This is a genomic window from Cellulomonas sp. Root485 (genome assembly GCF_001426705.1).
Lineage (GTDB): Bacteria > Actinomycetota > Actinomycetes > Actinomycetales > Cellulomonadaceae > Cellulomonas.
The window spans coordinates 361,626-378,637 of the sequence record NZ_LMFC01000004.1; the positions used below are offsets into that span (position 1 = coordinate 361,626).

The following is a 17,012-nucleotide window of genomic DNA, read 5'->3' on the forward strand; positions in this document are numbered from 1 at the left end:
CAGGATGGCCTCATGCGCATCCACGTCGCCTCCGACCACGCCGGCTACGAGCTGAAGGTCGCTCTCGTCGAGCATCTGCGGGCCGCGGGCCACGACGTCGTCGACCACGGTGCCGACACCTACGACGCGCTCGACGACTACCCGCCGTTCTGCTTCGCGGCGGGCGAGGCCGTCGTCGCCGAGCCGGGCTCGCTCGGCGTCGTCATCGGCGGCTCGGGCAACGGTGAGCAGATCGCCGCCAACAAGGTCACCGGGGTGCGCGCCGCGCTCGCTTGGAACCTCACGACCGCGCAGCTGGGCCGTCAGCACAACGACGCCAACGTCGTCGCGATCGGCGCCCGTCAGCACTCCGTCGACGAGGCGCTGGAGCTGGTGGACGCGTTCGTGGCCGAGCCGTTCAGCCACGACGCGCGCCACCAGCGCCGGATCGACCTCCTCGCGGACTACGAGGCCGCACGCTAGCTGTCGCAGGTCACCAGACGTAGTTGCACATCGGCGCGACCGGCCAGCCGAACGCGACGGCCGCGGACTGCAGCGCACCGGGCGTCTGCTCGGTCACCAGGCCCGCGCGGGCCTGCGCCGCCAGCGACCGGCCGCCCAGGTAGGCGGCGCCGAGCTCGCGGACGTCGAGCGTCAGGTCGGCGTCGTCCTGCGTGCGGGTGACCTCGGCCGGGTACGTCCCGTCGTCCTGCCGGGCGCCCGTGGTCAGACGCCACCGGCCCGCGTTCGCGGTCAGGCGGGTGTCGGTCACGTCGAGCACGACGTCGACCGGTGCCGCGTACCGGCGTCCGGCGAGGGCCGTGGGCAGGTCGAGGATCCGGACCCAGAGGTTGTCGTTGACCTTGGGGACCACCGCGCGGGGGTCCACGAGCAGGTGCAGGAGGGTGTCGTCGACGGGCAGCATGGGCCCCTCGACGGTGGCGGTGAGGTCGAGGTCCAGCAGGAACGACCAGAGGCGATGGGTCGCCGCCGCGTCGACGGCGACCGCCTCGCGCACCTTGACGGTCCCGGCGGGGCCGCCCTCCGCCCAGTTCTCCTTGCGCCGGAACAGCGCGAAGGCGCGGACGTCGCCCGCGGCGTCGTGCACCGTGACGATCCGCAACGGCTCGGCACCCTCGCGCCACGCCGGCGGGTCGACGAGCACCCGGGTGCGCCACGCCTCGCTGTCCCGCGTGGTCCAGCCGGGCCGGCCGGCGCCCGCAGCGCGGTGCACGGCGTCGACCAGGGCGCTGTGCCGGGCGACGTCGGCGGTCGCCAGCCTCACCGTGAGCTCGTCGGCGCCGGGGACGTCACGCAGCGCGGCACCCCGGGCGAGCTTCACGCGGACGTCGTCGGCGGCCGATCCGTAGCCGTACCGCCCGTAGATCGCGTGCTCGGCGGCGAACAGGGCGGAGATCGGCTCGTCGCGGGCGAGCGACCGGGCGAAGTGGGAGTCGATCATCGCCGTCAGCAGGCCACGGCGACGCTGGTCCGGCCGGGCGCCCACCCAGGTGAGCCCCGAGCAGGCGATCGTCCCGCCCGGCACCGGCATCGCGTGCGCGTACGACGCGTGCACGGCCGCGAGCACCCCGTCGGCATCCTCGACGGCCTGCGCGCGGTCCCACTCGAAGGTGATGGGGACCAGGGCGTCGGTCTCGGCGTTCGAGTCGAACGCGAACGCCAGGCGGTCGACCTCGAGGTACTCGTCCTTGCGGCTCTCGGGCACGTCGACGAGGCGGTATCCGTCGGGAAGCGGGGTCATGCCGCCCATCGTCCGTCACGGCACCCGGATCGGCACGTCATTTCCGGCGCGCCGGAGACATTCGTATGCCCCGGACCTGCGGATACGCTCGCCAGGTGAGGGGAACCCGATGGGTGCCGGCGCAGGGGCTCTTCACCCGCGCCAGCCTGGTGCTGCGCCGGTGGAGCGGTCGCTCCCAGGTGACGCTCACGGCGGCCCTCGTGCTCAGCGTGGGGCTCCTGACGCTGGGCATCGCGCAGCAGCCCGAGTGGGTCCCGCCGTCGACCTTCCTGCTCGTCGAGCTGGTGGCGGTGTTCCTGCTGCGGCTGCGCAACATCGTGGTGCTCGGCGTCGCGATCCTCGGGTGCTCGTGGTGGCTGTGGTGGTGGGGGGCGACGTCGATGATCCCCGGCATCCTCGTCGTGGTCACCGTCTCCGTCGGCGCGACCATCGCGTTCGCGCGGGAGCGGGAGCGCCTCGGCCTCCAGGGGGCGCCCGGCGACCTCATGCTCGTCGACCTGCGGGACAGGCTCGCCGCGCACGGCCGCGTCCCCCCGCTGCCCGCCGGGTGGCGCGTGGACAGCGAGATCCGCTCGGCGCACGCCGACGGCTTCTCCGGCGACTTCATGGTGGCGGGCACCCGGTCCGACGCGGACGCGCTCGAGATCGTCCTGGTCGACGTGTCCGGCAAGGGCCTGGACGCGGGAGTGCGCTCGCTGCAGCTGTCCGGTGCGTTCGGCGGTCTGCTCGGCGCCATGCCGCGCGACGAGTTCCTCCGCGCCGCCAACCAGTACCTGCTCGCGCAGGCGTGGGACGAGGGCTTCGCGACGGCGATCCACCTCGCGCTCGACCTGCGCACGGGCGACTTCTGGGTGTCGTCGGCCGGGCACCCGCCCGCGGTCCAGCTGCACGCCGGCTCCGGGCGCCTCGAGCTGATCGACACGGTCGGCAGCCCCGCGCTCGGGGTGGTGGCCGACATCCGGTGCGAGTCACGCGCGGGACGCATGGAGCACGGCGACGTCCTGCTGCTCTACACGGACGGTCTGATCGAGGTGCGCGGGGGAGACCTCGACCAGGGCATCGACCGCTTCATGGGGGCGGCGGACCGCGTCCTGGCGCCCGGCCGCGGCTCCGCGGCGGCGGTGCTGGCCGCGGTCAGGGCGGGTGACGACGACGACCGCGCGGTCGTGCTGGTGCACCGCGACTGACGTCAGGGCTGCACGGACCGGACCAGCCAGTCGGCGTACCCCTCGCGACCGCCACCGGCCCGCAGGTGGATGTCGTCGTCGTAGAACCACGCGCGGTTGGCGGCGCCGAGCGTGTTCCAGTCGAGCAGGTGCGCCTGGGGGTACTCGGGAGCGACGCGGGCGAGGAGCTCGTTGTTGTAGTCCGCCCAGGTCCGCGGGACGTGGACGTTGACCAGGTAGACGCGCCGGTCCCGCGTGAGCTCGAGCAGCTCCCGGAGGCTGGCCTCGTCGATCGGCCCGTTGGTCCCGCCGTGCACGATCACCGTGTGCCCGAGGGTCCCTGCGGCGACGCCGGCGCGGACGAGCTCGAGCATGGCGCCGAACTGCCGTGACACCTCGGCGTCCACGGCGACCCCGCGGGCGGCCAGGTCGGCGGCGGCCCCGAGCATGACGGAGTCGCCGATGCTGGAGACGGCACCGACCTCCTCCGGCGGCGGCGGAGGTGGCGGCTGGACGGCCGCAGGGGTCTCCGACCGCGTCGGCGTGGGTGTCGGGGTGGGCGTCGGGGTCGACCGCTGCGAGGTCGCCGTGGCCACGGGCGCCGGCTGCCACGACGCGACGTCCCCGCCCACCCGGGGCACCTGGGCGAGGGCTGCCGTCGCCACCCCGCCGACCACCGCGAGACCGACGGCCGCGGCGACGACCCGCAGCACGGTGCGCGCCCGGTCCTCGTGCGGCCGCCGCACCCGCGCGACCGCCCGGCCCACGGCTCCTCGGCGGACGGGGAGCTCGACGAACCGGTAGGAGAGCTCCGCGACGCCCAGCACCGCGGCCAGCCGCAGGATCGTGACCAGCCACGGGGACACGTCGAGGTCCACCCCCGGGCGGCTGAGCATGAAGACCGGCCAGTGCCACAGGTAGATGCCGTAGGACCGCTCGCCGAGCCAGCGCCACGGCTGGCGGCCGAGAGCGCGCCCGAGCAGCCCGGCGGGATCCGCGACCGCCCCGACGAGCACCGCGGCCACGAGGGAGAACGCGAGGAAGCCGCCGCGGTAGAGGGCGTCGCTGAACTCGTCGACCCACACGAACGCCGCGACGACCCCGAGCAGAGCGAGGAGCCCGAGGACGTCGGTGACGCCCGCCTCGAACCGCCGGACCGCCCGGCCGCGCTCGCGGAGCCACGACCCCGTCCGGTCCCAGGTGCGCCACGGGGTCCAGGCCGCGGCCATCGCGGCGCCGACGAGCAGCCCCATCGAGTGGGTGTCGGTCCCGAAGTACACCCGGCTGGGGTCGTTCGGCACGGGGGAGGAGGTACGGATGGCCAGGACCGCCATCGCCACCGTCGACAGCAGCGCCAGGATCCCGGCGACCTGGCCGACCCGCGCCCGGCCGGCCTTGAGCGCCAGCACGACGACCAGCGGGAACACCAGGTAGAACTGCTCCTCGATGGCCAGCGACCACAGGTGCTGGAGCAGGGGTGGGCGGCTGACCATCTCGAAGTACGAGCGGTCCGCGTAGACCTGCCACCAGTTCGACACGTACGTCGCGGCGGCGGCGATGTCCCCGCGCAGCTCCGCCGCCTCGCTCGGCATCGCGACCGCGACGCCCGCCATCGCGACCAGGAGCAGGCCGAGCGCCGGCAGCAGGCGGCGTGCCCGCCGGGCGTAGAAGCGGCGGAACGAGAAGGCTCCGGTGCCCTCCACCTCGTCGAGCACGAGCGTGGTGATGAGGAAGCCGGACAGGACGAAGAAGACGTCGACGCCCAGGAACCCGCCGCGCATCCACGGTGCGCCCAGGTGGTAGATCACCACCCCGGCGACGGCGATCGCGCGGACCCCGTCGAGCCCGCCCAGGTGCGGCATGCGGGCCGGGACGCTCGGGCGGGGCGACCGCTGCTCCGCGAGCGCGGGGCGCTGGGCGGTGACGGTCATGGATCTCCCGGGTCGGTGCACGTGCACGGGGTGCCTGGGGGCGCTCCCGTGCGGCCAGGGTAGGTCGGGTCGACGGGCGATCCGGCCGCGGACACGCGGGCCGGTCAGTCCTCGTCCGGGAACCAGATCGCGCGACGCAGCGCGACGCGTGTGCCGTCCGCGGTGAGCGGGGTGCCCTCGTCGCCCAGCAGCGCCAGCGCGCGCGTGGTGTGCCGGGCGGGCGGCCTGCCCGCGGCGTTGACGACGCGCCACCACGGCACCCCCGAGCCGGCGTGGCTCATGACCTGGCCGACCTGCCGCGGTCCGCCCCGCCGGACGCCGTCGCGGGCCTCGAGCAGGTCGCCGACGACCTCCGCGACGGTCCCGTAGGTCATCGCGCGACCGGCGGGGATGGCGGCGACCAGGTCGAGCACGGCCTCCGCGTAGTCGTCGTCCATGCCGCGGGTCAGGCCGGTGCGCGCAGGGCGTCCGCGATCGCCGGGAGCGTGCGCGGGTCGGCCTGGACCAGCATCGTCGTGACCGCCGTGGTCTCCCACGCGGGGAGCTGGGCGCGGATGTCCTCGACCGTCCCGACCAGCGCGATGTCCCGCACCAGCTCGATCGGCACGGCGGCGGTGGCACGCGCGCGGTCGCCGGCGAGGTAGTGCGCCTGGATCTCGTCGCACGCCTCGGCGTACCCGAGCCGGTCCAGCACGTCGCGGTGGAAGTTGGCGCCCTTGGCGCCCATGCCGCCCGCGTAGAGCGCGATGAACGGCCGGACGCTGTCGGCGGCGGACTCGACGTCGGCACCGATCACGACCGGGACGGTGGCGACGACCTCGAAGTCCTCGACGGGGCTGAGCCCGGCCGCGCGCTTGGCGAAGCCCTCCGCCAGGAGCGTCCGGTACTCGCCGTCCATGCGGGGGGAGTAGAACAGCGGTAGCCAGCCGTCGGCGATCTCCGCGGACATCGCGATGTTGCGCGGACCCTCGGCCGCCAGGTGGATCGGCAGGTCGGAGCGCAGGGGGTGCACGGTCGAGCGCAGCGCCTTGCCCAGCCCGGACCCCTCGTCGGCCGGCAGGGGGAGCCGGTAGAACTGGCCGTCGAACGTGACGGGTGCCTCGCGGGCCAGGACCTGCCGGACGATGGACACGTACTCGCGGGTGCGGGCGAGCGGCTTGGGGTAGGGCTGGCCGTACCAGCCCTCCACCACCTGCGGGCCCGAGGCGCCGAGCCCGAGCACGAAGCGGCCGCCGGACAGGTGGTCGAGCGTGAGGGCGGCCATCGCCGCGGCCGTCGGGGTGCGCGCGGAGATCTGCGCGATCGCCGTGCCCAGCCGGATGCGCGAGGTGCGTGCACCCCACCAGGCGAGCGGGGTCAGGGCGTCGGAGCCGTACGCCTCGGCGGTCCAGACCGAGTCGAACCCGAGCTGCTCGGCGCCGAGGACGGCCTCCTGCGCACCGGGCGGGGGACCCGCCGACCAGTAGCCCGTGTGGTAGCCCAGCCGCATCGTCAGTCCTCCTGGTCCGGCGTCGTCGTCGACGCCCGCGCCAGGCTACCTGCTACCCCGGGTATCGCGTGTCGCCGGAGCGCTTCGGTGACCAGGGCGGTGGTGGTCTGCGGGGCGATGCCGAGCGACCCGGCGACGCGCACCAGCGTCTCCACGGCGGCGTGCAGCTCGGAGTTGTCCTGTGCGGGGGCGGTGACCACGGCACCCCGGCCGCGGCGGAGCTCGATCACGCCCTCGTCGCGCAGCTCCTGGTAGGCGCGCAGCACCGTGTGCAGGTTGATGTCGAGCGACGCGGCGAGCTCCCGGGCGCCCGGCAGCCGTTCGCCGTCGACCAGCTCACCGTGCGCGACGGCGGCCCGCACCTGCCCGGCCAGCTGCGTGAACAGCGGGTCGGGTGACGCGGCATCGATGCGGAAGAGCATGCGTCGACCCTAGTTGTTCGAGGACAACTAGAACATCAGACGCCTCAGATGTAGATCGCCGGGTCGTCGATCTCGACGTCGAACGGAGCAGCCGCCGGGCGCAGCCGGATCGTCGCCGGCACCCCGACCGCGATCGCGCCCGGCGGCACGTCGTGGATGACGACGGCGTTCGCACCGATCTGCGCGCCCGCACCGATCCACACCGGACCCAGGATCTTGGCCCCGGCCCCGACGACCACGTCGTCGCCGAGCGTCGGGTGCCGCTTGCCGTGGCGCATCGACTTGCCCCCCAGGGTCGACCCGTGGAACAGGACGACGTCGTCCCCGACCTCGGCTGTCTCGCCGACGACGACGCCCATGCCGTGGTCGATGAACAGCCGGCGTCCCAGCCGGGCGCCGGGGTGGATCTCGATGCCGGTGACTGCCCGCGCGAGCTGGGAGACCAGTCGCGCGGGCAGCCGCAGGCCGGGCTGGTGCCACATCCTGTGCGTCAGCCGGTACACCCACACCGCGTGCACGCCCGGGTACCCCAGGGCGACCTCGGCGAGCGACCGGGCCGCGGGGTCGCGGTGCCGGGCGGCCTCGAGGTCTTCCCTGAGGGTCGCGAAGAAGTGCAGGTGGTGGTCGGACACGGATGCCTTCGTCCTGTCGTCGGGTGTGGCGCGAGCGTTCTGCAGGTCAGTCGACGAGGTCCGCGTACAGCACGGTGGACAGGTAGCGCTCACCGAACGACGGGACGATGGCGACGATGAGCTTGCCGGCGTTCTCCGGGCGCTGCGCCAGGAGCGTCGCGGCGTGCAGGGCGGCACCGGAGGAGATCCCGACCAGCAGCCCCTCCTCGGCGGCGGCGCGGCGGGCGACCTTGACGGCCGTCTCGGCGTCGACGTCGATGATCTCGTCGTAGACCGTGGTGTCGAGGATCTCGGGCACGAAGTTGGCGCCGATGCCCTGGATCTTGTGCGGGCCGGGTGCGCCACCGTTGAGGATCGGCGACTCGGCCGGCTCCACGCCGACGATCTTCACGCCGGGCTTGCGGGCCTTGAGCACCTGACCGACGCCGGTGATGGTGCCGCCGGTGCCGATGCCCGCGACGAGGATGTCGATCTCGCCGTCGGTGTCCGCCCAGATCTCCTCGGCGGTCGTCGTGCGGTGGATCTCGGGGTTGGCCTCGTTGGCGAACTGGCGGGCCAGGATGGCGCCCGGACGCTCGGCGACGATCTCGTCGGCACGGTTGACCGCGCCGCGCATGCCCTCGGAGCCCGGCGTGAGGATGAGCTCGGCGCCGAAGGCGCGCAGCAGGAGCTTGCGCTCCTTGGACATCGTCTCCGGCATGGTCAGGACGACGTTGTAGCCACGGGCGGCACCGACGAACGCGAGCGCGATGCCCGTGTTGCCGCTGGTGGCCTCGACGATGGTGCCACCGGGCTTGAGCTCGCCGGACGCCTCCGCCGCGTTGATGATCGCGACGCCGATGCGGTCCTTGACCGAGTTGGCCGGGTTGTAGAACTCGAGCTTCGCGACGACGGTCGCGGGGGCGCCGTCGGTGATCTTGTTGATGCGGACGAGCGGGGTGTTGCCGATGAGCGCGGTGGCGTCGTCGTAGATGCGTGCCATGGTTCCTCTTTGGTCGAGCTGCCGGCCGGCCGGCAGCTGGTGGGGGACTGACTAGCGATGCGTCCGGGGCTCCGGCGGCGCACGGACGCCGGACGGAGGAGCGGATCAGCGGGGGGCCGTCCGTCCCGGTGCGGGGCGAGCGCTGGCGCGGGAGTCGACCCCTGGTTCAGGGGTTCTCGCGCGAAGGAGCAGCCAGCGCTCTACAGACAGCGACAACACGGCAGCGCCACGTGGGCGCGGCGCAGGACGGCGGGGGCGGCAGGCTGCACGCGCATCGCTTCGTCCTCCAGGACCGGATCGGTCAGGTCGTACCCGCGGCTGCGGGACACGATCGGCCACGACGCTAGCGTCAACGCCCACGCGCGCGCAAAGCATCCCCACCAGGCGGACGTTCAGCCGAGGCCGACCGCGTCCAGCCAGGCCTGCGCGAGCAGCCCGTGACCCGCGGGCGTGGGGTGCACGCCGTCGTCCGCCCACGTCACAGGCCCGGTCCGGGCGGCCGCGGCGGCGAACAGCCCGTCGGCCGGCACGAGCACGGCACGCCGCTCGGTGGCGACCCGGCGCACGACCGCGATCCGCGGGTCGAGGTCCTCGCGCCAGGCGTGCTGCGCCGCGGTCACGGGCACGACGAACGGCTCGATCAGCACGAGCCGGTCGACCGTCCCGACGACGGCCCGCAGGTTCTCCTCGTACTCGTCGGTGGACGTCGGCGTGCCCGCGTCGTACCGGCGCCAGGTGTCGTTGATGCCGATGAGGATCGACACGACCGTCGGTGCCAGCGCGACCGCGTCCTGCTCCCACCGCGCGCGGAGCATGGCGGACGTGTCACCACCGACGCCCCGGTTGAGGAAGGTCAGGCCGAGATCCGGCCTCCTGGCGCCGGCGATCGCCGCGACGATGCCTGCGTACCCGTGCCCGAGGCTCGTCGGGTCGGAGCGGTCGCGGCCCCAGTCGGTGACGGAGTCACCCGTGAGCAGGATGCGGTCGTCAGGCTGCAGGAACGTCGTCATGGGGCCACCTCACCATGGCCCCTCCCGGTCGTGGAGGAGTCGCTCAGGGTGCGGGCCCCGCGACGGATCGCTATGCCGTCTCGGGTCCGCAGTTCACCAGCCAGGGGGTGCCGAACCTGTCGTTGAGCATCCCGAACCGCGCGCCCCACGGGGCGTCCGCGAAGGGCTGCAGAACCGTGCCACCGTCCGCGAGCTTGTCCCAGTAGCCCTGCAGCTCCGCGAGGTCCTGGCCGCTGATCGAGACGGAGATGTTCGTCTGTGCCGCACGCTCCATCGAGGCCGGCGTGTCCGCGCCCATGAGCACGAGGCCGCCGGGCGTCTCGAGCTGGCCGTGCATGATCTTGTCGACCTCGGCGGGGTCGTCGCTGGCGTGGAAGTCACCGAACGTGCTGAGGACGAGCTCGCCGCCGAACACGGACTGGTAGAACTCCATGGCCTCGCGGGCGTTGTCCCGGAAGCTCAGGTAGGGGTTCAGGTATGTCGCCACGGGTGGTCTCCTTCGACTGGGTTCCGACCCGGCCACCTTGTCACCGCCCGCCCACACGCAACAGGATCGAGCCTCATGGACCGCCTCGAGGTGGCGCACCGTCGGCTCCACAACCACCGCCTGTCCGGGCCGCCGCTGCCCGACCCGGCGGCCGTCGTCAGGCACCTCGGCGCGTCGCAGGCCCAGGAGTACGCGATGGCCAGGTGGTCGCTCGGCCAGCGCAGCGCGGGTGCCGACGACGCCGCGGTCCAGGCGGCGCTGGATGCGGGCACGGTCCTGCGCACGCACGTCCTGCGCCCGACGTGGCACTTCGTGGCCCCCGAGGACGTCCGCTGGATGCTGGCGCTCACCGGACCGCGGGTGCGGCAGGCGAGCCGCTACTACGAGCGCCAGGCAGGGATCGACGACGACCTCGTGGACCGGGCGATCTCCGTGATGGGGGAGGCGCTCCGGGGTGGGAACCACCTGACCCGTCCGCAGGTGCAGGAGGCCCTGGCGCGCCGGGGGATCGAGGCGAGCGGCGTCCGGCTCGCCTACCTGGTGATGGCGGCCGAGCTGGCGGCCGTGGTGGTCAGCGGAGAGGTGCGCGGGAAGCAGAGGACCTACGCGATGCTCGACGAGCGGGTGCCGCCGGCGCCGGTGCTCGATGCGGACGAGGCGCTCGCCGAGCTGACCCGCCGGTACTTCGACAGCCACGGACCGGCGACCATCAAGGACTTCCGCTGGTGGTCCAGCCTGGCGCTCACGCAGATCCGCCGCGGCCTGGCGATGGTCGGGGACGACCTGACGTCCGTCGACGTCGACGGGCTCACCTACTGGTTCGTACCGGCGGAGGCACCGACCCGGGACCCGTCCCCGACCGTGCACGTGCTGCAGGGGTACGACGAGTACGGCGTCGCCTATACCGAGGGCCGCGCGGCGGCGAACATCGCGGGCCTGACCGTCGCGCCGGCCGGCACCAACCAGGTGATCCAGCCGCTCGTGCTCGACAGCCAGGTCATCGGTTGGTGGCGTCGGGTGGTCGAGCGTGACCACGTCGTCGCGGAGCCGCACCTCGCGGTGCGCCTGGACGCCGATCAGCGCGACGCGATGCGGGCGTCCTTCGACCGGCTCGCGGCGTTCGCCGGGGTACCGGTCAGGCTCGAGCTAGACAGGTGACCAGAACGTGTGTATAGTTCAACCTTGGATCTCCCGGTCTGCGCGATGGTGTCAGCATCCCATCGTGAAAGATCGGCCCGGAGGTGGAACGCGCCGCTACGAGAGCGGCAGACGGCCATGGTTCGGGTGGCTGATCTTCGACAGCCCCCAATGGCGCTGGGGGCGGTTCAAGCCGCGCGCAACAAGGACAAGCGGGCGCGGTGGGCGAAGGCCAACAGGTGCTGACGGACATGCGGCCCCGGTGCAGCCCGCGACGAGAGTCGCGGCGCAGCACCGGGGCCGTTGTCGTCCCCCGGGCCTTTCGACCCTGCCGACGCCCGGACGGCCGGACAAGACTTGACCTCATGGTCACCACGTACGCCGAGGGCTGGCTCCGACTCACCCGGAACGATCGGCGGCAGCACTTCTTCCGGGACGGCATGAGTGTCTGCGGGCGGTTCGTCACGCCGACCACCCGGTTCCCCGAGGACGACGGCCCCGACCGCGGCGAGTGCCCCGGCTGCCGGCACATCTTCAACACCGAGCGCGGCCAGACCGCCTACTGACGCTCACCCCTGGTAGAGCCACACGACGTTCGCGTCCGGGTCCCGCACGGCCGACGAGCGCGGCATGCCCGTCGTGTCGTGGGGTCCCAGGACCTCCGTCGCGCCGGCGTCGAGCGCCCGTCGGTGGGCGACGTCGAGATCGTCGACGAGCACCCCGATCGTCGCCGGCCCCGCCGCCCCCGGGTAGTCGGCCGTCTGCAGGTGCACGAGGAAGAAGTCGCTCTCGCCGTACCGGCCGAACACGAACCCGGAGAAGTCCTCGTCGGCGGTGCGCTGCGTGACCTCGTACCCGAACCCGAACGCGTCGATGTAGAAGGCCGCCGCAGCATCCAGGTCGGCGACGAGCAGCTTGACCTGCACGGGGCGAGCGCCCGTCGCAGGAGCCGTGGCCGGGAGCCCGTCGTCCGCGAACCGCTCGGTGTCGCCGAGGCTCGCCGAGAGGCGGGCGCGCTCACGTCCGAGCCTGTCGCGGTGTGCGGCGAGCACCGCGTCGGCGCGCGACGGGTCGTCGAGGACCGTGCGGGTGTCCTCCACCGACAGGTCGGTCCAGCGCAGCGAGCGGATGTGGCGGGCACGCTCGAGCTGGTCGGGGAGGTAGTACCGGTAGCCCGTCGCCGCGTCGACGCGTGCCGGGGTCAGCAGCCCGACGTCGTCGTAGTGCCGCAGGGTGTGCACGGACAGGCCGCAGAGCCGCCCGAACCTGCCGATGGAGATCTCGTCGGTGTCCACAAGCAGAACTGTGGACCTTCGGGTGGCCCGAGGGTCAACTGCCGGATCGGAGGAGCCGCAGATCGGCCAGGTCCCCCCGGAAGACGTTGACGTCGATGAAGGACTCCTCGCCGTCGTACCCGTCGAGACGGTCCCGGTGCGAGTACTGCCAGAACGTCCAGGCGCGGCCGTCGGACACGCGTGGCGGCAGGTACACGGCGCGGATCCACAGCGGCGCGTCGGGGAAGCCTCCGGCGATGTACCGGCTGTAGGCGGCCTGCGTCGCGTAGATCACGGGTTCGACGCCGTAGTGCTCGCGCAGCGTCGAGACGAGCGCCTCGAGCTCCGCGCGGATCGTCTCGGGGTCGGGAGGATCGCGGTAGAAGGTCCCGTAGTGCTCGACGTCGATGGCGACCGGCAGGAGCTCGCGGTCCGCGGGGACGGTCGCGATGATGTTCTCCGCCTGCGCGCGACCGGGGCTCTCGAAGCTGAAGAAGTGGTAGGCGCCGACGAGGACGCCGGCCTCCCGGGCGCCCTGCAGGTTCGTCTCGAACGTCTCGTCGACGAACCCGGACCCCTCGGTCGCCTTCACGTACGCGAAGTCGATGTCCTGTGCCGCGAGCACCGGCCAGTCGATCGCGCCCTGGTAGGAGGACACGTCGACACCAAGCACCTCGTACCGTGCGGCCAGCAGGCGGTTGGGCCAGATCACCCCGCGCTCGACGAGCACGGCCGCGAGCGCGCCGACGACGAGGACGACCGTGACGGCGACGAACGCCTTGCTGCGGGTACGCACCGAGGAAGTGTGGCGGATGTCTGGGGTCAGGTGTCCCGGCGCGTGAGCTGCAGCACGGGGATCGTGCGGGTCGTGCGCTGCTCGTACGAGCGGAACCCTGCCGAGCGGGCCGTGAACCGGGCCCAGCCCGCGTCGCGCTCGGCGCCGAGGAGCTGTGTCGCGCGCACCGGCACGATCCCGTCGTCCGGTGTCTCGATCTCGACGTCGGGGTGCGCCAGCAGGTTGTGGAACCACGCCGGGTTGTCGGGCGCGCCGCCCTTGGACGCTGCGGCGAGCCACGTGTCCGGGTCGACCCGGATGCCTGCCACGGGGCTGACGCGTTCGGCGCCGGTCTTCGCACCGCGGTGGTGGAGCAGGACGAGACCCTTGCCGAAGCCGTTCGTGCGGACGTCGCCGCCGTTCGTGCGGAACTCGTCGATGATCTGCTGGTTCCAGTCGCTCATGTGCCCAGTGTCGTCGCCCCTGGCCGGCTACCGCTCCTCGGGCGGCGTCGCGGCCGGCCCGGTCGTGTCCCGCACGGTCAGCGACGTCGCCAGCTCGATGTGTCGCGACTGCGGGTGCTCCCCGGAGGACATGGCGAGGACCGTGTGGACGGCCAGCCGCCCCATCCCGTCCAGGTCCTGGCGGACGGTGGTCAGCGCGGGAGTGGTCCAGGCGGCCTGTGGCGTGTCGTCGAACCCCACGACGCTGAGCTGCGTCGGAACCTGCACACCGAGCTGGTGGGCGGTGGCGAGCACCCCCACGGCGATCTCGTCGTCGGCCGCCATGATGGCTGTCGGGGGGTGGGCAATGGTGAGCAGGTCGCGGGTATGCCGCGCGCCTGCGTCGACCTCGAACCGGTCGCTGCGCACCAGCGCCGGGTCCAGCTCGATCCCCGCCGACTCGAGAGCCGCGCGGTAGCCGAAGAAGCGGTCCCGGGCGGAGGTCGAGGCATCCGGGCCGCCGACCCAGGCGATCCGTCGGTGGCCGAGCGTGATCAGGTGGTCGGCCGCGGCGCGGGCTCCCGCCCAGTTGCTCGACCTGACACTCACCATCGGTCGGTGCCGGGCGTCGACGGGGTCGACCATGACGAACGGCAGCCCGGCGTCCGCGGCCGCAGCCAGCAGCCCGTCGGGCTCGGACAGCGTCAGGCCCACGATCCCGACGACGCCGGAGGACCGCTGGTCGGCGATCCACGCGCGGGCGGTGGCGTGCTGCGTGCGCGTCGCCCGGTCGGGGGCCAGGCGGGTCAGCAGGTCGAGGTGCGCGTCGGTGGCCGATGCGAGCACCCCCTGGAGCACGTTCAGGATGTAGGGCGACGCGGGGAGGTCGAAGACCACCGCGAGCGCTCGACGCGACGTGCCCGGGACCGGCGACGTGCCCGGCCGGTACCCGAGCTCCGCCACGGCTGCGAGGACACGTTCACGCGTGCTCGTCGCCACGTCGAGACGGCCGTTGAGCGCCTTGGAGGCGGTGGCCGGCGAGACCCCAGCGGCCCGCGCGACGTCGGCCAGCGTGGGTCTGCTGCGGCCGACCATGGGGGCCATCCTCTCGAAATGTTTTCGTCATGCAGGACACCCGTCGCGGGCAATCCCTCGTGCTAGCCGTTCGCTAGCATAGCCGGGCGACCGAACACCGGTCGAAACATTTCGAGATGCATCGGAGCTCTCATGTCTTCTGACGCCGCGCCGGCCACCCTCCTGATCGACGGGCGGGCGCCGGTCGAGACCGAGCTCCGGCACGTCTGGAACGCGTGCGTCGGAGCAGGACGGGCGAACGAGGCCCTGCGTGCGGACTGGCAGGCCCACTTCCGCGAGGCGGTCGACGTGCTGGGGGCGCGGTTCGTGCGCTTCCACGGCGTCTTCCACGACGACATGTTCGTGTACCGCGTCGCCGACGGCGGTGGCTTCGGTCCGCCCACGCCGCTGCCCGAGCCCGTCTACACCTTCGCCTACGTCGACAAGGTGTTCGACGCCGTCCTCGCCACCGGAGCGCGGCCGTTCGTGGAGCTCGGCTTCCTGCCTCGCGAGCTCGCCACGCAGACCGAGACCGTGTTCTGGTGGAAGGCACATGGCAGCCCGCCGCAGGACATGTGGCGCTGGGTGGAGCTGGTCACCACGACGGTGCGGCACTGGATCGAGCGGTACGGACTCGACGAGGTCCGCGAGTGGCGCTTCGAGGTGTGGAACGAGCCGAACCTGGTGCCGCACTTCTGGACGGGCACGCGGACGCAGTACTTCGAGCTGTACGAGGCGACGGCCCGGGCGCTCAAGGACATCGACGCAGGGCTCCGGGTCGGGGGACCGTCCACGAGCGTCTTCGTGCCGGACGCGCGCTACGCCGGGGAGACGCAGGACAGGTCGGCCGAGGTCGCGACGGCGGAGGCGACCGATCCCGATGCGCTCGACTGGCAGCCGGTGTGGATCCACGAGTTCGTCGACTGGTGCGCGACCCGTGACGTCCCGGTCGACTTCCTGTCGACCCACCTGTACCCGACGGACTACGCGTTCGGCGCCGACGGAGAGGGACGACCCATCCAGCGGCACGTCGACGCGACCTACGACGACCTGGTCGTGATGCGCGCGATCATCGACGAGGGCCCCTTCCCCGACGCTGAGCTGCACATCAGCGAGTGGTCGAGCTCGCCGTCCAGCCGCGACCGGATGCACGACACGCTCTTCGCCGCCACCTACATCACGCGGGCGTTCCTCAAGGGAGCCGCGCTGGCCGACTCGATCTCCTACTGGACCTTCACCGACGTCTTCGAGGAGGGCGGTGGCGGCATCGGCCCGTTCCACGGCGGCTTCGGACTGGTCAACGAGCAGGGCATCCACAAGCCCACGTTCCACGCGATGGCGATGCTGGCGCGGCTGGGCGACCGGCTCCTGCTGTCGACGCCCGACGGGGTGATCACGCGTCGCGGCCGCGACGGCGCGCTCGCGGCCGTCTTCCTCAACTACCCGGACGACATGGGGACCAGGTCGATCGGCTCACGGATCACCTACGACGCGACGCGTGCGCTGAAGGACCTGGGTCCCCGCCGCACCGTCCAGCACACCGTCGAGGGGCTCGCGCCGGGGACACGCCTCACCCTGGAGGTGCTCGACTGGGAGCACGGCAACGTCGCCGAGGCGTGGCACCACCTGGGCGAGCCGCTGAACCTCACGCCGCTGGAGACGGAACGGCTGCGCGGCGTCGCCGACGCGCTGCACCGGGAGACGCTCGTCGTGCCGGACACCGGCGTCCTGGAGATCCTGCTCGATCTGCCTCCGTGGGCGGTGGCGTCGCTCGTGCAGGAGGGTTGAGCGGCAGACCGTCCGGGTGCGGTGCGCGTCCCTGCCGCTCCCGTGCTGCTGTCGACTGAGAGGATGGGGTGTGCCCCGCATCGACGCCCCGACCGTGGTCCAGCACCGGGCCGCGCGGGAGCAGGCGCTGCTGGAGGCGGCCCGTGCGCTGCTCACCGCGCAGCCGGACACGGTGCCGTCCCTTGCCGAGGTCGGTGCGCTGGCCGGTCTGTCCCGGTCGAGCGTGTACCAGTACTACGCGTCGCGCGAGGACCTGCTGGCCGCCGTCGTCGCGGACTCGTTCCCGCGGTGGCAGCAGCGGCTCGACGCCGCGGTGGCCGCGGCGACCAGCCCCCGGGCGCGCGTGCTGGCGTTCCTGCGCGCCAACCTGGAGCTCGTGGCGGACGGCGAGCACGCCCTGGCGCGCACCCTCGCGATGGTGGCGCCGTCGGAGGACCTGGCGCGGCAGTCGCGCGAGTTCCACGACCAGCTCCTGCTGCCCGTCGTCGGCGCCCTCGTCGAGATCGGCGTGCCGGACCCGGCGACCACCAGCGAGCTGGTCAACGCGCTCGTGCACGCGGCGTCGCGTCGGGTGGAGCAGGACGGCGACCTCGAGCGCGCCTACACCGCTGCGGCGTCCCTGATGGACGCGTACCTGCGGGCGGTCGAACAGGGCTGACCA

The 17,012-nt window shown here is 72.9% G+C and carries 19 protein-coding genes; 6 read left to right on the forward strand and 13 right to left on the reverse strand.

The genetic code is table 11. From position 1 onward, the window contains the following. Window positions 1–12: 12 nt before the first annotated feature. On the forward strand, window positions 13–462 hold the full coding sequence (locus ASD16_RS19210; protein WP_055921528.1) for a ribose-5-phosphate isomerase: 450 nt from the start codon (window positions 13–15) through the stop codon (window positions 460–462). Between the two features lie 10 nt (window positions 463–472). On the opposite strand, the gene ASD16_RS19215 is transcribed toward ASD16_RS19210, so the two are convergent. Continuing rightward, a complete protein-coding gene (locus tag ASD16_RS19215) occupies window positions 473–1,741 on the reverse strand; it encodes a GNAT family N-acetyltransferase (protein ID WP_055921801.1) in 1,269 nt (422 codons plus the stop codon). Window positions 1,742–1,836: 95 nt separating this feature from the next. Between ASD16_RS19215 and ASD16_RS19220 the strand changes: the two genes are divergently transcribed. Beyond that, complete coding sequence (locus tag ASD16_RS19220; protein ID WP_235523429.1) at window positions 1,837–2,928, forward strand: PP2C family protein-serine/threonine phosphatase; 1,092 nt, start codon at window positions 1,837–1,839, stop codon at window positions 2,926–2,928. A 2-nt stretch (window positions 2,929–2,930) separates the two neighbouring features. On the opposite strand, the gene ASD16_RS19225 is transcribed toward ASD16_RS19220, so the two are convergent. The 8 genes from ASD16_RS19225 to ASD16_RS19260 all read right to left on the reverse strand — a co-directional run bounded on the left by ASD16_RS19225 (window position 2,931) and on the right by ASD16_RS19260 (window position 9,860). Beyond that, window positions 2,931–4,838 carry an acyltransferase family protein gene (locus tag ASD16_RS19225; protein WP_055921534.1) on the reverse strand — a complete coding sequence of 636 codons (1,908 nt, stop codon included), beginning with the start codon at window positions 4,836–4,838 and terminating at the stop codon, window positions 2,931–2,933. Between the two features lie 104 nt (window positions 4,839–4,942). Continuing rightward, the gene (locus tag ASD16_RS19230) at window positions 4,943–5,275 is read right to left on the reverse strand and encodes an MGMT family protein (protein WP_055921537.1); all 333 of its coding nucleotides are present in this window, start codon (window positions 5,273–5,275) and stop codon (window positions 4,943–4,945) included. Window positions 5,276–5,283: 8 nt separating this feature from the next. Continuing rightward, the gene (locus ASD16_RS19235) at window positions 5,284–6,327 is read right to left on the reverse strand and encodes an LLM class F420-dependent oxidoreductase (protein WP_055921540.1); all 1,044 of its coding nucleotides are present in this window, start codon (window positions 6,325–6,327) and stop codon (window positions 5,284–5,286) included. 2 nt (window positions 6,328–6,329) lie between these two features. Then, the gene (locus ASD16_RS19240) at window positions 6,330–6,749 is read right to left on the reverse strand and encodes a GntR family transcriptional regulator (RefSeq protein WP_082570998.1); all 420 of its coding nucleotides are present in this window, start codon (window positions 6,747–6,749) and stop codon (window positions 6,330–6,332) included. A 44-nt stretch (window positions 6,750–6,793) separates the two neighbouring features. Then, entirely contained in the window at window positions 6,794–7,381 is a 588-nt protein-coding gene (epsC, locus tag ASD16_RS19245) for a serine O-acetyltransferase EpsC (RefSeq protein WP_235523430.1), read from the reverse strand. 46 nt (window positions 7,382–7,427) lie between these two features. Beyond that, on the reverse strand, window positions 7,428–8,363 hold the full coding sequence (gene cysK / locus ASD16_RS19250; RefSeq protein ID WP_055921543.1) for a cysteine synthase A: 936 nt from the start codon (window positions 8,361–8,363) through the stop codon (window positions 7,428–7,430). Between the two features lie 392 nt (window positions 8,364–8,755). Continuing rightward, entirely contained in the window at window positions 8,756–9,373 is a 618-nt protein-coding gene (locus ASD16_RS19255) for an SGNH/GDSL hydrolase family protein (RefSeq protein ID WP_055921546.1), read from the reverse strand. Window positions 9,374–9,443: 70 nt separating this feature from the next. Continuing rightward, window positions 9,444–9,860, reverse strand: coding sequence for a VOC family protein (locus ASD16_RS19260; RefSeq protein WP_055921549.1), 417 nt, complete (start codon window positions 9,858–9,860; stop codon window positions 9,444–9,446). A 75-nt stretch (window positions 9,861–9,935) separates the two neighbouring features. Between ASD16_RS19260 and ASD16_RS19265 the strand changes: the two genes are divergently transcribed. Both ASD16_RS19265 and ASD16_RS19270 read left to right on the forward strand, forming a co-directional pair. Continuing rightward, window positions 9,936–11,018 carry a winged helix DNA-binding domain-containing protein gene (locus tag ASD16_RS19265; protein WP_055921552.1) on the forward strand — a complete coding sequence of 361 codons (1,083 nt, stop codon included), beginning with the start codon at window positions 9,936–9,938 and terminating at the stop codon, window positions 11,016–11,018. 344 nt (window positions 11,019–11,362) lie between these two features. Then, on the forward strand, window positions 11,363–11,563 hold the full coding sequence (locus ASD16_RS19270) for a hypothetical protein (RefSeq protein ID WP_055921557.1): 201 nt from the start codon (window positions 11,363–11,365) through the stop codon (window positions 11,561–11,563). 3 nt (window positions 11,564–11,566) lie between these two features. On the opposite strand, the gene ASD16_RS19275 is transcribed toward ASD16_RS19270, so the two are convergent. Genes ASD16_RS19275 through ASD16_RS19290 form a run of 4 tightly spaced genes read right to left on the reverse strand, consistent with a single transcriptional unit; the run spans window position 11,567 to window position 14,584 of the window. Further along, the gene (locus tag ASD16_RS19275; protein ID WP_055921560.1) at window positions 11,567–12,292 is read right to left on the reverse strand and encodes a MerR family transcriptional regulator; all 726 of its coding nucleotides are present in this window, start codon (window positions 12,290–12,292) and stop codon (window positions 11,567–11,569) included. A gap of 34 nt (window positions 12,293–12,326) precedes the next feature. Beyond that, window positions 12,327–13,067, reverse strand: a complete 741-nt coding sequence (locus ASD16_RS19280) for a GH25 family lysozyme (RefSeq protein WP_055921563.1) — start codon at window positions 13,065–13,067, stop codon at window positions 12,327–12,329. Window positions 13,068–13,093: 26 nt separating this feature from the next. Continuing rightward, window positions 13,094–13,510, reverse strand: a complete 417-nt coding sequence (locus ASD16_RS19285; RefSeq protein ID WP_055921566.1) for a nitroreductase/quinone reductase family protein — start codon at window positions 13,508–13,510, stop codon at window positions 13,094–13,096. A gap of 27 nt (window positions 13,511–13,537) precedes the next feature. After that, the gene (locus tag ASD16_RS19290; RefSeq protein WP_157454028.1) at window positions 13,538–14,584 is read right to left on the reverse strand and encodes a LacI family DNA-binding transcriptional regulator; all 1,047 of its coding nucleotides are present in this window, start codon (window positions 14,582–14,584) and stop codon (window positions 13,538–13,540) included. A gap of 132 nt (window positions 14,585–14,716) precedes the next feature. Between ASD16_RS19290 and ASD16_RS19295 the strand changes: the two genes are divergently transcribed. Then, window positions 14,717–16,351: a beta-xylosidase gene (locus ASD16_RS19295; protein WP_055921572.1), complete on the forward strand. Its 1,635-nt coding sequence runs from the start codon at window positions 14,717–14,719 to the stop codon at window positions 16,349–16,351. A 70-nt stretch (window positions 16,352–16,421) separates the two neighbouring features. Beyond that, the gene (locus ASD16_RS19300; protein ID WP_055921575.1) at window positions 16,422–17,009 is read left to right on the forward strand and encodes a TetR/AcrR family transcriptional regulator; all 588 of its coding nucleotides are present in this window, start codon (window positions 16,422–16,424) and stop codon (window positions 17,007–17,009) included. Window positions 17,010–17,012: the final 3 nt, after the last annotated feature.